The sequence below is a fragment of the Bacillus infantis NRRL B-14911 genome (assembly GCF_000473245.1).
Classification (GTDB): domain Bacteria; phylum Bacillota; class Bacilli; order Bacillales; family Cytobacillaceae; genus Bacillus_AB; species Bacillus_AB infantis.
The window spans coordinates 672,907-687,058 of the sequence record NC_022524.1 but is presented as its reverse complement, the minus strand read 5'-3'; the positions used below and the strand labels follow the sequence as shown (position 1 = coordinate 687,058).

The following is a 14,152-nucleotide window of genomic DNA, read 5'->3' as shown; positions in this document are numbered from 1 at the left end:
GTGCTGCTTCACTCCATTTATTCAATACTTCTCCATAGATACAGGGAAGCATAGGTTAGATAAGGATCCCACCCTAGCATATATTCGTCCATCTGCTCGTGGGTCGGTTTTGCTTCAAGCTTATATAATTTCTTCAGGGCATTTTGCAGCCCGATATCTGCTTTCGGGAAAAGATTCGGGCGGCCGAGTCCGAACATCAGGAAGTTCTGGACCGTCCATGGGCCAATGCCGCGGATCTTGATGAGCTTTTTCATGACCATTTCATCCGGCTCTTTTGCCAGCTCCTCAAGATTCAATCTTCCCTCGGTGATTTCCTTGGAGAGGCCGATGGCGTACTCGGCCTTCCTGCCGCTGAACTGGAGCTCGCGGAGCTGTTCCACCGTCAGGGCAGCCACTGTTTCAGGGCGCGGGTAAAACCAGACGCCGTCTTTTTGGAAGCCGAATGTCTCCACAAATCTCTTTGTCAGCGTGAAGGCAAATGACAGGTTGAGCTGCTGGTGGATGATGCATTTCAGCAGGCAGCCGTACGGATCGAAATCCAGCACAACCGGTGTGCCGTAATGCTCGTCAAAAATCGCCTTCAGCTCTGTGTTCTGGAAATGGGTATGAATATCCTCAAGCGGGATATGCCATTGAAAGATCTGCGCCAGGCGCTCTTCCGCTTTTTCTTTATGTTTTCCCTCTATGCCGTTTATGATGAATTCGGGATGCTCAGTGGTTCCGGCCGCTGTCACCTCGGCAGCGACCGGTTCATTTTCAATCATCAAAGGAACCTTCACGCTCCGCTTTTCCATGTCGACAGCATGAAGCGGATCAAGCGAAAGCCTGTCCAGTACAAGATCAAAGTTATAAGGTCCTTTCATTTGAAAAATAGCCAACTGTCATCCATCCCTTGTGTTTTTACCCTTATTATAACACCTGGGATTATGCTGCTCCCAAGAAACAAGCCCAAATCCTTGATGATTTGGGCAGGTGTCTAGTACAGCATATCATGTTCGAACGCTTTATTCATCTCCAATTGATCAAGGCTTTTGAACGTATAGCCTCTTTTCTTCAGATCCTGGATCGCTTTTTCCAGTGCATCGGCATTGTCCTTTGAGACGGTATGCAGCAGGAGGATGCATCCGGGGTGAATCTGCTTCATGATGTTGTTATAGGAATATTCCCAGCCCTTCTGTGCGTCCCTATGCCAGTCGACGAAGGCAAGCGACCAGAATACATGGGTATAGCCCTGCTTTTTCGCAAGGTCGAGTGTGCGCTCGCTGAAAACCCCGCGCGGCGGCCTCAGGTATGCCATCTCTTTGACACCTGTCAGCTCCTCCGTCTTCGCACGGACCATCTCCAGCTCCTTCGCCAGCTTCTCATCGCTGATCCTGGTCATATCCGGGTGGTGCCAGGAGTGATTGCCGACAATATGGCCTTCCTTCACCATCCGCTTGACGAGATCCGGGGCGCTGTTCAAATAATGGCCTGTCACGAAAAAAGCGGCCGGCACCTGTTCTTTTTTCAAAACATCAAGGACCTTCTCGGTATAGCCATTTTCATAGCCGTTATCGAATGTCAGGTAAATATCCTTCTTGCTTGTGTCGCCTTTATAATAAGACCCGTACCTTTCCAGCAGATCATCGAGCGGCTTGCCCGCCTCTGCCGGCACTTCATCCTTTGCCTTCTGGAAGCCCCAGTGGATCGGTGAATTGGCGGTCCCTGCGTGGGCAGCAGAAGCACTTCCGGCAAAAAAAAGCACAATGGCCATCATAAGCTGTTTCCAATATCTCATCCCATTTCCTCCTTCAAACCTTTTAGGTTTAGTGTTTGTGAAAACGGGCGGGAGCATTCTGTCAAACATTAGAAAAAGCGGGAAGCACCTGGCTCCCCGCTTTCTTTTCTTATTAGTAAACCCGTTCTTTGAATTGGGACAGTTTTTCGAGTGAAGACTTATCCACATCCTGGTGGAGGCTGTTGCCGTGTGAGTCCATCGTTACGACGGCTGTGAAGCCTTCAACCTTCAGATGCCACATTGCTTCCGGAATGCCGAATTCCATCAGGTCGACGCCTTCGACTTTTTTGATGCAGTCTGCATAATACTGGGCTGCGCCGCCGATGGCGTTGAGATAAACGCCGCCATGCTCCTGGAGGGCTGCCAGTGTTTTCGGCCCCATACCGCCTTTGCCGATCACGGCGCGGATGCCGAATTTTTTCATAATATCGCCCTGGTAAGGCTCCTCGCGGATGCTTGTCGTCGGACCGGCTGCTTTAACATGCCATTCGCCTGCCTCATCCTTCATCATGACCGGACCGCAGTGGTAGATGACCTGGCCATTGAGGTCGACCGGTGCATCATGGTCCATCAAATGATGATGGATCGCGTCACGGCCCGTGTACATCATGCCGTTGATCTGCACCACATCACCGACATTGAGAGCGCGGATCTGCTCTTCCGTGATCGGCGCCTGCAGCGTCACCACATTTTGAGCTGCTTCTTCTACAGCAGCCGCTGTTTCAAGCTCAGCTCCTGTCGGGGCGAAATCGATCTTCTCGCCTTCCTGGTACATCCACTCATTGATTTCGCCTGTTGCAGGCGAAATGCTGATGCCGAGACGGCGGAATGCCCAGCAGTTGTACGCAACTGACACGAAGAAGCTGGCCGGGATGCGGTTCATCACACCGATTTTGCAGCCGAGCAGCGTCGTTTCGCCGCCGAAGCCCATGGTGCCGATGCCAAGCTTGTTGGCATTTTCGAGTACATATTCCTCAACCTTCTGCAGGTCAGGATGCGGGTTCACATCATCCACTGAACGGAACAGCTGCTCTTTCGCGAGGTCATAACCTGAAGAGCGGTCGCCGCCGATGCCAACGCCGATGAAGCCGGCGCTGCAGCCCTGGCCCTGTGCCTGATACACAGAATGCAGGATGCACTTGCGGATGCCGTCCAGATCGCGGCCGGCACGGCCCAGTCCATCCAGCTCGCATGGAAGGCTGTACTGGATATTTTTATTTTCACAGCCGCCGCCCTTTAAAATCAGGCGCGCGTCGATATAATCTTTTTCCCATTGCTCAAACTTAATGACCGGCGTGCCGGCGCCAAGATTGTCGCCGCTGTTGTCCCCTGTCAGCGAATCAACAGAGTTCGGGCGCAGCTTCCCGTTTTTCGTCGCAAGGGCAATCGCATTCTTGATTGCTTCCTTGATTTCCAGCTGGTTCACGCCGACCGGCGTCTTGATTTTAAAAGTCGGCAATCCTGTATCCTGGCAGATCGGCGATACATTATCGTCCGCCATCTTAATATTATTCGTAATCGTCCCAAGGCTCATCGCCGAACGCGTGCCGGCACTCTCGCGCTCCTTCGCACTCTTGATGGCGCGGCGCACATCCTTCGGCAGGTTCGTAGAAGTTTCCACAATCAACTGATACATGCTTTCCTGTAATGTCTCGAAATTCACAGCAAGATCCCCTTCCCTTTCGTTCCCCTCAAAAATCTTCTGTTTCTGTACGAATTTTCACGATTTTATTATACCCCTATCCTTTGGTGATTTAAAGAGGGAGGTGAAATCGGTTACAGGGGAGGTTTTGGTGGGCGGCGGGGTGTGGTGCGGGGGGCGATATTTGCGGGATTTTCGTTTTATTTGCGACTTCAACCATATCGCGGCCTTCAAGCTTCTATTTGCGACCAGCCCATCCCACAGCCGCCCCTCTCCCGCAAAAAACAAAAAGAGCCCCCAAACCAGGGCTCCCTCCTACTCTTCGCGGTTATTAAATTCTTTACATTTAGATTCCAGTTCGTCGATCATTTCGATCAGACGGTCTATGTCTTCAAGCTCTGTGTCCTCTGGATCTATTGCATCCAGGACATCCATGAACATATTTAAGCGGTGCTTCAGGAATGTAACCTGCTGATTTTTATCTTGTATTGGACTGCCCAAAGCAATCTCTCCTTTCATACCGGTGCCTGTCGCAGGCACCCGAAATGCTCTTTTTACTTTACCGGAAATATCGATTTTTCGCAAATGCTGACGAATTTTAGTATAACCCAAACGTCCTGGATGTTTCAGCGGTCTGCACATAGGAAAAAGGCTAAGTAAAGATTCCTGGGAGGTATATGATGTTTTTTAACAGCTGGGATAATATATACAGAACGGTGATTGTCGGGATATGCAGCTATCTTCTGCTTATTCTGGTGCTCCGTATTTCAGGAAAGCGGACCCTGTCCAAGATGAATGCCTTCGACCTGATTGTGACGGTCGCACTCGGTTCGACGCTCGCCACAATCCTTTTGAATAAAAAAGTGGCATTGGTCGAAGGATTCACCGCTTTTTGCGTCCTCATCGGGCTTCAATACCTGGTGGCCTGGACCTCTGTCCATAGCAAGACCGTAAGCAAGCTGATTAAATCGAATCCGACGCTATTGTACTATAAAGGCAGCTATCTTCACGATGAAATGAAGAAGGAGCGTGTGCTTGAAGTGGAAATCCTCCAGGCCGCAAGAAGCCAGGGCCTCTCCTCGCTTGAACAAGCAGAAGCGGTTGTGCTCGAGTCCGACGGATCTTTTTCAGTCATTAAGAAGTCGGATAAAGAGGGATCCTCCACCCTGCAGAACATCAGCAAAAAATAACAGAAAAACAGGCTGCCGGGAAAGGCAGCCTGTTTCTTTATTATTCCAGCCCGACTGCTTTTCCTTCGCGGCTTGAATCGGCCGCACCGTAAAGCTTGCCTGCTTTTTTATCAATTTTAATAGCCTGGACGTTTCCGATCCGGCTCGGGTTGTCCCCGAATTCATATCCGCGGGACTCCAATTCACCCTTCGCTTCCATACTGATTCCCGGCTCCCATTCAACGAGCGGGCCGGTGGCTGCGAAAATGCGCGGCTCTTCAACAGCATCCTTCAGATCCATACCAAAGTCGATGACATTGACGATCGTCTGGAAAACAGATGCAATGATCGTCGGTCCGCCCGGCGATCCGAGGGTAAGGACCGGTTCACCGTCCTTGAAAAGAATCGTAGGACTTTTACAGCTGACCGGACGCTTTTCAGGTTCTACCTCGTTGATGCCGCCAGGATTGGCATCAAAGTCAGTCAGTTCATTATTCAGCATAAAGCCATGGTTCGGCACGAAGATCCCTGAACCAAATGGATGTTCAACCGTCGAAGTGACAGCGGCAATATTGCCCCACTGGTCGCGGACGGTAAAGTGCGTCGTTTCGCTCTTTTCCAGATCATCCGGCTGGCGGATCACCTTTTTCGGCTCGCCGTCTTCGTATTTCCACGGATTGCCGAAATCAACCGCGTCATTTCTTCTTTCAAAATTGATCAGCTTCTGGCGCTCTTTTATATAGTCGTCGTGAAGAAGGCCCTTGATCGGCATATCCTCGAACTCCGGATCCGTGTTGAAGGCGATTTTATCGGAAAAAGCAATCCTCATGGCCTCTGTGAACAGATAATACTTTTCCCATGATTTCGGACCATATTGCTTGAGGTCAAATTTTTCAAGAAGCTTGAGAATCTGGATCACTGTCAGTCCGCCGGCGCTTGGAGGCGCTGAAGAAGCAATCTTATAGCCGCGGTATTCGCCCCAGATCGGCTCATCAACTGTTACCCGGTAGTTTTTCAGATCATCCAGTGTCATAAAGCCGTCGAGATCATCCAATGCCCCAATGATAGCTTCGGCAATTTCTCCCTCATAAAAAGCCTCGACCCCTTTTTCCTGCAGGGTCCTGAATGTGTTGGCCAGCTTCTTTTTCACCAGAATGTCGCCTTCCTTCAGGGCTTTTCCTTCGGGCATAAAGAAATCCTTCGCATGCTGGCCGAGGCGGTAGTGGAAGTTCTCGAGCGCTTCAGCGAGCACCCAGTTAACTTCAATTCCTTCTTCCGCAATTTCAATTGCCGGCTGGATGAGGTCTGCCAGCTTCATGGTTCCATGCGCTTTGAGGGCTTCATCCATCGCCTTCAGAATGCCGGGAACCCCGACTGCTGTGGCATGTGTGCTCCGTTCACGGAACGGGATGACCTCGCCGTTTTCATCGAGGAACATTTTCGGATGTGCCGCTTTAGGCGCTCTTGTGTGGCCGTCGTAGATTTTGGTATCCTTCTTCTCGTTGTCATAGACCATCATGAAGCCGCTGCCGCCGATGCCGGTCATCATCGGCTCAACGACATTAAGGGCAAATTGAATGGCGATGACCGCGTCGACCGCGTTTCCGCCTTGTTTTAAAATCTTCTCGCCAATGTCAGCTGCCACATGATGCGGCGCCGCCACCATCGCTTTCGTTCCTTCTGCACTCTCCCTTTCATGTGAAGTTTTTTCATCCTCCGCTGTCATGTTCTTGCCTTTGCGAAACATCATCTATATTCCTCCAGTACAATTGGCTTTACTCTTGTATCAATCAATACCCCTTCTCTTCAAAAGAGAAACGAAGAGCGGCAGTTAAGAAGTTTCCAGCGCGGCCAGATAATGTAATTCACGCACAAAAAGGCGGCATCTGATTGATGCCGCCCCTGGATGATATGATCTATTAAAGGTTTTTGCTGTTCTTTTGAGTAGATGGAGTTGCAGTTGCTGTGCTCTTGCTGGAATCACTTGAGAACGCAGTTGTTCCATTTGAGCCAGTTGAGCTTGAAGTGTTTGACTTGCTGCTGTTTGAAGTTGAAGATGAGCTGTCAGAGCTGTTTGACGAGCTTGTGCTGTCAGATGAGCCTGAACCGCCCACCGGGCTTTCAACCAGTTCAGAGCCGGCATCTTTTACCTTGCTGCCGATATCCATCAGATCGTCCTTTGCGTCCATGAGACCGCTTTTCGCGTCTTGGAAGTTAGACTTCGCATCACCTGACATGCCCTTAAACTCATTCACTTTTCCGAATACGTCATTATTAACGCGCTCGTACAGCTTCTGGGCATCGCTGATCGCTTCTTTCAAAGTCGAAGATGCAGACTTGAATTGGCTGATCATATTATCCTTGGCTTCGCCAGGATTTTCCTTTACTTCATTGAACATTTTCATAGAAGAATCCTTCAGGTCAGTCGCAGTGCCCATCACTTTGTTGCGTGTTGAAGTATCGAGCAGGGCAAGGGCTCCACCGACAATCCCGCCAAGCACAATCCCTTTCAGGAGCTTGCTGTTGTCATTCGTTGAACCATAGTGGTTGCTTGAATTTGAGCCTGAGCTGAAGCTTGAACTTGAGCTTGTACCTGTACTAAAGTTTGAGCCTGTACCTGAATTGGTGCTCGAAGTGTCAGGGTTCACGCTTGTTGACATGCCTGTGTTTGAGCTTGTACCTGTTCTTGATTCCGCGCTTGTTCCAGTTCCTGGTACAGATACACCCGCGCTCGTTCCAGTATTTTCAGAATTCGTATTCGTACTGCCAAATTGCTGTGCCATCTTGCATTCCTCCTCTTGATTTATGCTATCATTACTAGGTTATTTCCCATTTTGAGAGATTCATAAACTATGATTTTTCAGAGGGACGCAAAAAATCATTGACATAGGCTTCACGGCATAGTAATGATTAAGGACATTTTTAGAAGGAGATACCGCATGATTATTGAAAAAACAAGCATTACACCGAGCCATGATCCATGGGAAGCTTATATGGATATGGAACAATATAACAAGCTGACATTAACCAATATTGAATTTACAACTACAGTTCTCTGCAACATGAGATGCGAGCATTGCGCCGTCGGCTATACACTGCAGCCGAAGGACCCGAATGCCCTGCCCCTCCCCCTGCTGCTGAAGCGGCTTGAGGAAATCCCTGCCCTCCGCTCAATCAGCATCACAGGCGGAGAACCGATGCTTTCAAAAAAATCGGTGGAGAATTATGTGCTGCCACTTATCAAATATGCATCCGAGCGCGGTGTCCGCACCCAGATGAACAGCAATCTGACGCTTGATATGGACAGATACGAGATGATCTCCCCTTACCTTGATGTGCTGCATATTTCCCATAACTGGGGAACAGAAGAGGACTTCATTGAAGGCGGCTTCGCGATGATGGAGCGGAAGCCGACAAGAGAGCAGCGCGTCAGGCTGTTCCACCGGATGATCGAAAACAGCCGCGCCCTGGTGGATGCAGGTGTGATGGTGTCTGCGGAAACGATGCTCAATAAACGGACCCTCCCCTATCTGGAAAGCATACATAAACAGATTACTGAGGAAATGAAATGCCAGAGGCATGAGATTCACCCTATGTACCCATCAGATTTTGCTTCATCACTGGAAACTTTGAATCTTGATGAAATCAGGAAGGCAATTCACCACCTCCTTGATGTGAGGGACGAAAACACCTGGATGCTGTTCGGCACCCTGCCGTTTTATCCGTGCAGCACGAGCGACGAGGACCTGGAGCTCCTGAAGCGTTTATACAGCAGCAAAAACGTCACCGTCCGCAATGACCCGGACGGCCGCTCCCGCCTCAACGTCAATATTTTCACAGGCGATGTGATCGTGACCGACTTCGGCGACACCCCGGCGCTCGGCAATATCCAGAGGGATGCCCTGCCTGACATCTTCAACAGCTGGCAGGAAACAAAGCTCGCAGCTGAACTCAACTGCCACTGTCCGGCCGTCAAATGCCTTGGCCCGAATGTATTGGTGAAGAACAGTTATTATCAGGATGTTGATTTTCAGAAAAACACTTCACGGATATAATGTGGAACTTTTCCAGGAGGCCGCCCGTATGAATAGTAAGACATACTTGGGAGGCCTCTTATGGTTGAAGCCTATCTCTTCATTGTATTGATGATTCCTGTATATGGCTTTCTGCTTTGGACTTATATTAACCCCGAAGAAAGTGTGCTTAAGGGGCAGAGATGGATGTATACCGAGGAACCGGAAGTTTCGCGGGCGGCAATCCGCTATACTAAATTCATGTCACTGTTTATCATGATTGGACTGCCCGTTTTTATATTGCTCATGACACTGGACATCGGCCCTTTCCGATTGGGTGTGGTGATTCTTCCAGTTGTGTTTGTCATTGGGGCATTACGTATTTATACAGATGAGAAGGATTGAAAAAGCTCAGAGCGCTGTGTTCTGGGCTTTTTTTGTGGAGATATTAAACCTTCGTATCGGTAAACTCAACCCTACAGTTGCCTCTAGCATCAGCACCTATCAGGTTAATGCCATGAAGCCGGCTTGAGGCCGCCGCTGTAAAAGTTTCCTTCCCGCTTTCTTTAAAAGTCTTCCTCCATATCATCTCTCTTCCATCATTCCATTCAATCGTCAGTTCTCCCTCTTCAACCACTGCCTCGCAGGAAATCGTAACCTCGGCTCCCTTTTTGAATGTGAAATTATAAAAATCTGTACCGGTAAAGGTTTTGTAGGACACACTCACACCATTGCCGGACTTTTTGTATGTGTAGCCCCATTTTTTTGTTGTTTCGAATTTGATGTATTTCTTCAGCCATTTTAGCACCAGGTTGCCTGCCTTTCTTTTTTGCAGCAGCTGCTGCAGGTCTTTGTGGGTATTTTAACCGAAGCATTCATAGGGTCTAAAATTCAAGCCGCCTGCCCCATTTTGCTTTATATACCCGTTTGCGGCAAGGAAACAAAATAATTTCCTCTTAAAATAGGGACAGTATCCATGGCATCCAGCCTGCTGCAATGGACCACATCCTGTTCAAACCCGCGCGCACGCAGCTCCCTGCCGCTGCCGCATTCCCATAAGTATTCTGCCAGCTTAGGCTCCGCGGACCGAAAAGCTCCTTCACATACCGCTGCCTCTGGTGATTTTTCTCCATCTAAATAAGAGAGGATGGCACCGGCCCCCAAATAATCCTCTACTGCTGGCCTGAGAGCATCTTCATGCTCCCCGGAATCAGCCCATTTTTCTCCACACGGAATGATCGTGATTCCGGCGCCAAGCTGCTTTTGCAGTATATTAGCCGCAGCAGCAGCGGCTGATGCATTAAGCAGTGACCCTGCAAGGACGGCCGTCGCCTTAGCACCGATCCAGGTGCAATAGGCGCCATTCAGGGAGATCAACACATATTTTTTTCCTGCATGCTCTTTATTAAAAGAAACAGGAGACAAAGTCGGCTTCCCCAGCTTCGCCGCTTCCGCCCTCCCAAAGATATACTCAGCTCCCAGACTTTCCGCATATTTCTGCCCATCCAGATGGGGAGGATACGGATATATTTCCGCACCAAAAGCCGCTGCTGAAACAACAGCAGAAGAAAATGAAAGAACATCGACAACTATGATAATATCGCCCCGGGCAGCAGCCTCCCGCGCGCCCCGCTTTCCCCATTCCACCCGGCACTGATAAGGAGATTGATCAAACAGCATAACGTCACCCTCTATTTTTTATAGCATCCTATATGCCTCATTTTAAAGAAAAGAGAAATAAAATATAGACTTATAATTGGAAAATATTTATAATTATGGTTGAGTTCTGCGTGAAAAATCCCTCTCCTGTTTTGGGGAGGGATTTCTGTCTAGAGCTGTTATCTTATAGGCTGTCAGGAGTGAATGCTATGTTTATTTCAGTGACAAGGCTCCATTTAAGTGGCAAAAGAAAACTGCCGGGATTTTCTCTGCATACACTCAGATCAACAATACAATTAAAAAAAGCTCCAGGGTTAAAATTCTCTTCTTTTAACAAAGAAGGCTGGACTACCTTCTGGACTCTGACGGTTTGGGAAAATAAAGAGATGATGAGGAACTACCGAAATACCGGCCATCATTTAGAAGCTATGAAAGCATCCTGGAAATTAGCTGATGAGCTGGAATATATCCACTGGGAATCAGGAAATATCCCCATTTGGGACGAGTGTAAAAGAAAATTGCATGCTGAGTATGGGAGAGGCTAAAGCCGCATCCTCTAAAAACTATGTTCATTATTTTCAAATCTTTTGGCCAGATAATTCTTCGCCAGCAAATAAGCATGCGCTGTAAACAGCTGCACAGGAAGCTCCTGCCTCATCAGCACATCCCCAAATTCCTCAAAATCCACTAATTGCACCCTGATCTCCTCTGTATCATCAAGCTTCTGATCATATTGCTTAAAGGCATCCACTATCAAATAAGAGATCACTTTATTATTCTGCGTGGCCGGATTGACCATGAATTCGCCAAGAAAAATCGGCTTCTGCAGCGACATATAGCCTGTCTCTTCCCTGACCTCCCGGATCAGTCCTTCTTCATGCGTCTCTCCTGCTTCTCTTTTACCAGCAGGCACCTCCAGAAAAAACTCCCCGCCAGCATAGCGGTATTGCTCTACAAGCACAATCTGCTTTTCCTTGGTGATGACAACCGCGTTGACCCAATCTGAAAATTCGTTAACAACATAATCATCTATAACCAGCCCATTCGGCAGCTCACAGCGGTCTTTTCTGATATTGCCGAAGGGGCTATGATGCAGATATTCCGACTTTAACGTTTTCCACTTTTCCACAATAAATCTACTCCCGTTCTGCTTTAATCAAAGGAAGAAGCATCAGGGCCTGGGTCTATTAGATCCCGGCTTACTACCACCGCCACATTCCCCTTCTTATGCCCGCCATCAACATACCGATGGGCATCAACTATTTCATCTAACCTATAGCTTCGGTCAATTTTCACCTTAAGCTTTCCCGCCGCCGCCATTTCTCCTAAATAGTCTAAGGCTTCAGGTGTTTCCGGCGCATTGCGGCTCAGCAGTATTTTCGTGCCGCCCTTCCATTTAGCCCACAGCATTTGCGCGCTGGGGAGCGGCTCTGTGACATTTATATAGGTGCCGCCTTTTTTCAGCCACTTCATGCAATCTTTAAAAGAACTTTTGTTCACTGCTTCGAATATCAGATCATAGGCACCGTCCGCCACTGGGAGGTTCCCTGAACGATAATCCAGGACCCTGCCGGCCCCAAGAGATTTTACCCATTCAAGATTTTGACCGCTGCAGACAGCATCAACCTCTGCTCCCAAATGTCTGGCAATCTGTACGGCATAGCTGCCGACACTGCCGGAAGCCCCGTACACCAATACCTTCTGGCCCTTCCGGACATTGGCTCTTTGCAGAAAATACAAAGCTGTCCGCGCGCCGATCGGAATGGCGGCGGCTTCTTCAAACGTGATGCTGGCAGGTTTGATTGACACAGGCCCGTCCTCCTGGAGGCAAATATATTCAGCATAAGTGCCGAAATTCTCCAGTGAAGCAGCAAAAACCAAATCGCCTGCCTTGAATTTCTTTACATTCCTCCCGACTGCCTCCACTTCCCCGGCAAGCTCCGCACCCAATATCGCTTTCTTCGGCTTCCGGATTCCAAGGGCAAGGCGCGCGGGCAGCACCACAGAGCGGGGCACTGTAAAGCTCCGCGCCCGGATATCTGCTGCGGTGACTGTGGTGGCCATGATCTTGATCAGTATCTCATGTTCTTTTGGGACTGGCTTTTCCATTTCTTTCAGCTGAAGGACTTCTGGAGGACCGTACTTTTTATATACAATTGCCTTCATATCTCCACCTCGTATTCATTAGTCCATAATATATACGGAGTTTCCCGCAGATATAGTCCTTCCGCCCGGGGCTTTATCCCACTATCAATGATCTATTTTTTAAAAAATAGCTGTGAATATTTTTTTATATCATGCTAGCATCAAAGACAGTACAGGAAAGAGAGGAGAATGTAAGATGGACTTCAAAACTGAAATGGTGCCTGAATATCGAATCGCCTATGTACGCCAGACCGGCCCTTATGGACCTGCCAACCAGCATGTGATGGAGGAATTGAAACTGTGGGCAAATGAAAAGAGCCTGCTGGACGAATCCGCCATCATACTCGGTATTTCCCATGATCATCCGCAGACAACACCAGCTGAATGCTGCCGGTATGATGCCTGCATTGTCATACCAGAAGATTTTCGGATGGACGCATCACTTGAAGAAGGTGAATTTCCTGGCGGAGAATACGCTGTATTCCAGGTCCAGCATAAAGAAGAAGAGATTCAGAAACTCTGGGCAGAAATCCTTCCATCCCTCCATAACCTCGGATTCCAGCTCGATAACAGGCCTGCTTTTGAAAGGTACACCGGTGCCATGCTATTGAATCATCAGTGCGAAGTATGCCTTCCAGTCAAAGAATTGTAGCTTGAGCACGAAAGGACGGGAATATCTCCCGTCCCGGTTCTTCTATGTAGGAATAGCAGTCCCCTGCTGTAGATACAGCCACTCAACCGCAGCCCGCAGATCTTCAGCAATATACTCAATTTCAATTTCTTTCAGTTTGTCACTATGCTCGTTCAGTGTGATTATCCCGGCTCCCGTTTTCACAAGAATCTTCATGCTTTTTGTCTTGGATGCCGCCGCCATATCGCTCCATCTGTCGCCGATGACCACGCAATTCTCCAGATTCACATGATGTTTCTCAGCCGCGCTGAGAAGCATGCCTGCTGCTGGCTTCCGGCAGCTGCAGCCGTCATGATGGGCATGGGGACAAATATAAACATCATCAAAGCCGAAATCCTGCAGCTCGTCAAAAAATTCCTCAGCTGCCGCTTCCCCCCTGGCAATCCCCGGCTGGTTCGTGAAGGAAAATACTTTGAACCCGCTGCCCTTCAATTTCTCAATCAGCTCACGGGAATAAGGAAATAATTCAAACTTTCCTGGATAATGCACGGTATCATCCCCGCCGATTGTTCCATCCCGGTCGAGGAATACTGCCTCTATCTTCACTTTCCAGCCCCTGCCTTCTCATACCGCGAATGGCTGTCTGTCACGCCTTTCAGCACAAACCCGAGTCCTTGATAATAAGCATTCAGCTTCTCATTGTCACCCACACAATCGAGTCTCAGCGGTGTGCCGCTGTACTTCCTGCAGATCCAATCGACTGCTTTTTTTCCAAGTCCATTCCCCATGCTATCAGGATGAACTGCAAGCCTGTGAAGATAAATAGCTCCGTCTGCTTCTCCGTCCCAAATATGCCGGTCCCAGCCTGATGGCCCCTCGTAGAGGGTGAAGGTCGCCTTCACCTTGCCTTTATCGCACAGCACATAGGTTTCACGGTCGAGGATCGCCTGCTTGATTTCTCCATCCTCGCCGCCGCTGAGCAGAAAGCTCCATTGACTAAAATGTTGATCATGCAGCCATTGTGCCGCACCTTTCAAAACCAAGAACACTTCCTCAGTATCTGCCGTTCCCGCTAATCTGATTTCCATTTTCACCAGCTCCTTTGATTTGCTTACT

At 49.0% G+C, this 14,152-nt stretch carries 17 protein-coding genes; 5 read left to right on the top strand and 12 right to left on the bottom strand.

Features of this window, described 5'->3' with window-relative positions; genetic code table 11:
* Nucleotides 1–17 precede the first annotated feature (17 nt).
* The 4 genes from N288_RS03705 to N288_RS03690 all read right to left on the bottom strand — a co-directional run bounded on the left by N288_RS03705 (nt 18) and on the right by N288_RS03690 (nt 3,920).
* Nucleotides 18–863 (bottom strand): DNA-3-methyladenine glycosylase family protein, encoded by an 846-nt coding sequence (locus N288_RS03705; RefSeq protein WP_009792093.1) that lies wholly within the window; start codon nt 861–863, stop codon nt 18–20.
* 113 nt (nt 864–976) lie between these two features.
* A complete protein-coding gene (pdaA, locus tag N288_RS03700) occupies nt 977–1,777 on the bottom strand; it encodes a delta-lactam-biosynthetic de-N-acetylase (RefSeq protein WP_022543391.1) in 801 nt (266 codons plus the stop codon).
* Nucleotides 1,778–1,889: 112 nt separating this feature from the next.
* Complete coding sequence (locus N288_RS03695; RefSeq protein WP_198018090.1) at nt 1,890–3,413, bottom strand: fumarate hydratase; 1,524 nt, start codon at nt 3,411–3,413, stop codon at nt 1,890–1,892.
* 321 nt (nt 3,414–3,734) lie between these two features.
* A complete protein-coding gene (locus N288_RS03690; RefSeq protein WP_009792096.1) occupies nt 3,735–3,920 on the bottom strand; it encodes an SE1561 family protein in 186 nt (61 codons plus the stop codon).
* Between the two features lie 179 nt (nt 3,921–4,099).
* Here N288_RS03690 and N288_RS03685 point away from each other — a divergent pair, with 179 nt between their 5' ends.
* Nucleotides 4,100–4,609, top strand: coding sequence for a DUF421 domain-containing protein (locus tag N288_RS03685; protein WP_022543390.1), 510 nt, complete (start codon nt 4,100–4,102; stop codon nt 4,607–4,609).
* Between the two features lie 40 nt (nt 4,610–4,649).
* On the opposite strand, the gene ggt is transcribed toward N288_RS03685, so the two are convergent.
* Together ggt and N288_RS03675 are read right to left on the bottom strand one after the other, a co-directional pair.
* Complete coding sequence (gene ggt, locus N288_RS03680) at nt 4,650–6,338, bottom strand: gamma-glutamyltransferase (protein WP_009792098.1); 1,689 nt, start codon at nt 6,336–6,338, stop codon at nt 4,650–4,652.
* Nucleotides 6,339–6,507: 169 nt separating this feature from the next.
* On the bottom strand, nt 6,508–7,371 hold the full coding sequence (locus tag N288_RS03675; protein WP_009792099.1) for a hypothetical protein: 864 nt from the start codon (nt 7,369–7,371) through the stop codon (nt 6,508–6,510).
* 156 nt (nt 7,372–7,527) lie between these two features.
* Between N288_RS03675 and yfkAB the strand changes: the two genes are divergently transcribed.
* Nucleotides 7,528–8,643, top strand: coding sequence for a radical SAM/CxCxxxxC motif protein YfkAB (gene yfkAB, locus N288_RS03670; RefSeq protein ID WP_009792100.1), 1,116 nt, complete (start codon nt 7,528–7,530; stop codon nt 8,641–8,643).
* 60 nt (nt 8,644–8,703) lie between these two features.
* Nucleotides 8,704–9,006: a hypothetical protein gene (locus tag N288_RS03665; protein WP_009792101.1), complete on the top strand. Its 303-nt coding sequence runs from the start codon at nt 8,704–8,706 to the stop codon at nt 9,004–9,006.
* 43 nt (nt 9,007–9,049) lie between these two features.
* Here the strand turns inward: N288_RS03665 and N288_RS03660 are convergent, their stop codons facing one another.
* Together N288_RS03660 and N288_RS03655 are read right to left on the bottom strand one after the other, a co-directional pair.
* Entirely contained in the window at nt 9,050–9,409 is a 360-nt protein-coding gene (locus N288_RS03660; RefSeq protein WP_009792102.1) for a hypothetical protein, read from the bottom strand.
* 107 nt (nt 9,410–9,516) lie between these two features.
* A complete protein-coding gene (locus tag N288_RS03655; protein WP_009792103.1) occupies nt 9,517–10,281 on the bottom strand; it encodes a 2-phosphosulfolactate phosphatase in 765 nt (254 codons plus the stop codon).
* Nucleotides 10,282–10,469: 188 nt separating this feature from the next.
* Here N288_RS03655 and N288_RS03650 point away from each other — a divergent pair, with 188 nt between their 5' ends.
* Nucleotides 10,470–10,805: a hypothetical protein gene (locus tag N288_RS03650; protein ID WP_009792104.1), complete on the top strand. Its 336-nt coding sequence runs from the start codon at nt 10,470–10,472 to the stop codon at nt 10,803–10,805.
* A gap of 11 nt (nt 10,806–10,816) precedes the next feature.
* Here the strand turns inward: N288_RS03650 and N288_RS03645 are convergent, their stop codons facing one another.
* Entirely contained in the window at nt 10,817–11,389 is a 573-nt protein-coding gene (locus N288_RS03645) for an NUDIX hydrolase (protein WP_009792105.1), read from the bottom strand.
* A gap of 23 nt (nt 11,390–11,412) precedes the next feature.
* The gene (locus N288_RS03640; protein WP_009792106.1) at nt 11,413–12,426 is read right to left on the bottom strand and encodes an NAD(P)-dependent alcohol dehydrogenase; all 1,014 of its coding nucleotides are present in this window, start codon (nt 12,424–12,426) and stop codon (nt 11,413–11,415) included.
* 175 nt (nt 12,427–12,601) lie between these two features.
* Between N288_RS03640 and N288_RS03635 the strand changes: the two genes are divergently transcribed.
* Nucleotides 12,602–13,057, top strand: coding sequence for an AraC family transcriptional regulator (locus N288_RS03635; RefSeq protein WP_009792107.1), 456 nt, complete (start codon nt 12,602–12,604; stop codon nt 13,055–13,057).
* A 42-nt stretch (nt 13,058–13,099) separates the two neighbouring features.
* Here N288_RS03635 and N288_RS03630 read toward each other — a convergent pair whose 3' ends face one another.
* Nucleotides 13,100–13,642, bottom strand: a complete 543-nt coding sequence (locus tag N288_RS03630) for an HAD-IIIA family hydrolase (protein ID WP_009792108.1) — start codon at nt 13,640–13,642, stop codon at nt 13,100–13,102.
* On the bottom strand, nt 13,639–14,124 hold the full coding sequence (locus tag N288_RS03625; RefSeq protein WP_009792109.1) for a GNAT family N-acetyltransferase: 486 nt from the start codon (nt 14,122–14,124) through the stop codon (nt 13,639–13,641). The genes N288_RS03630 and N288_RS03625 overlap by 4 nt, the downstream gene beginning before the upstream one ends.
* Nucleotides 14,125–14,152: the final 28 nt, after the last annotated feature.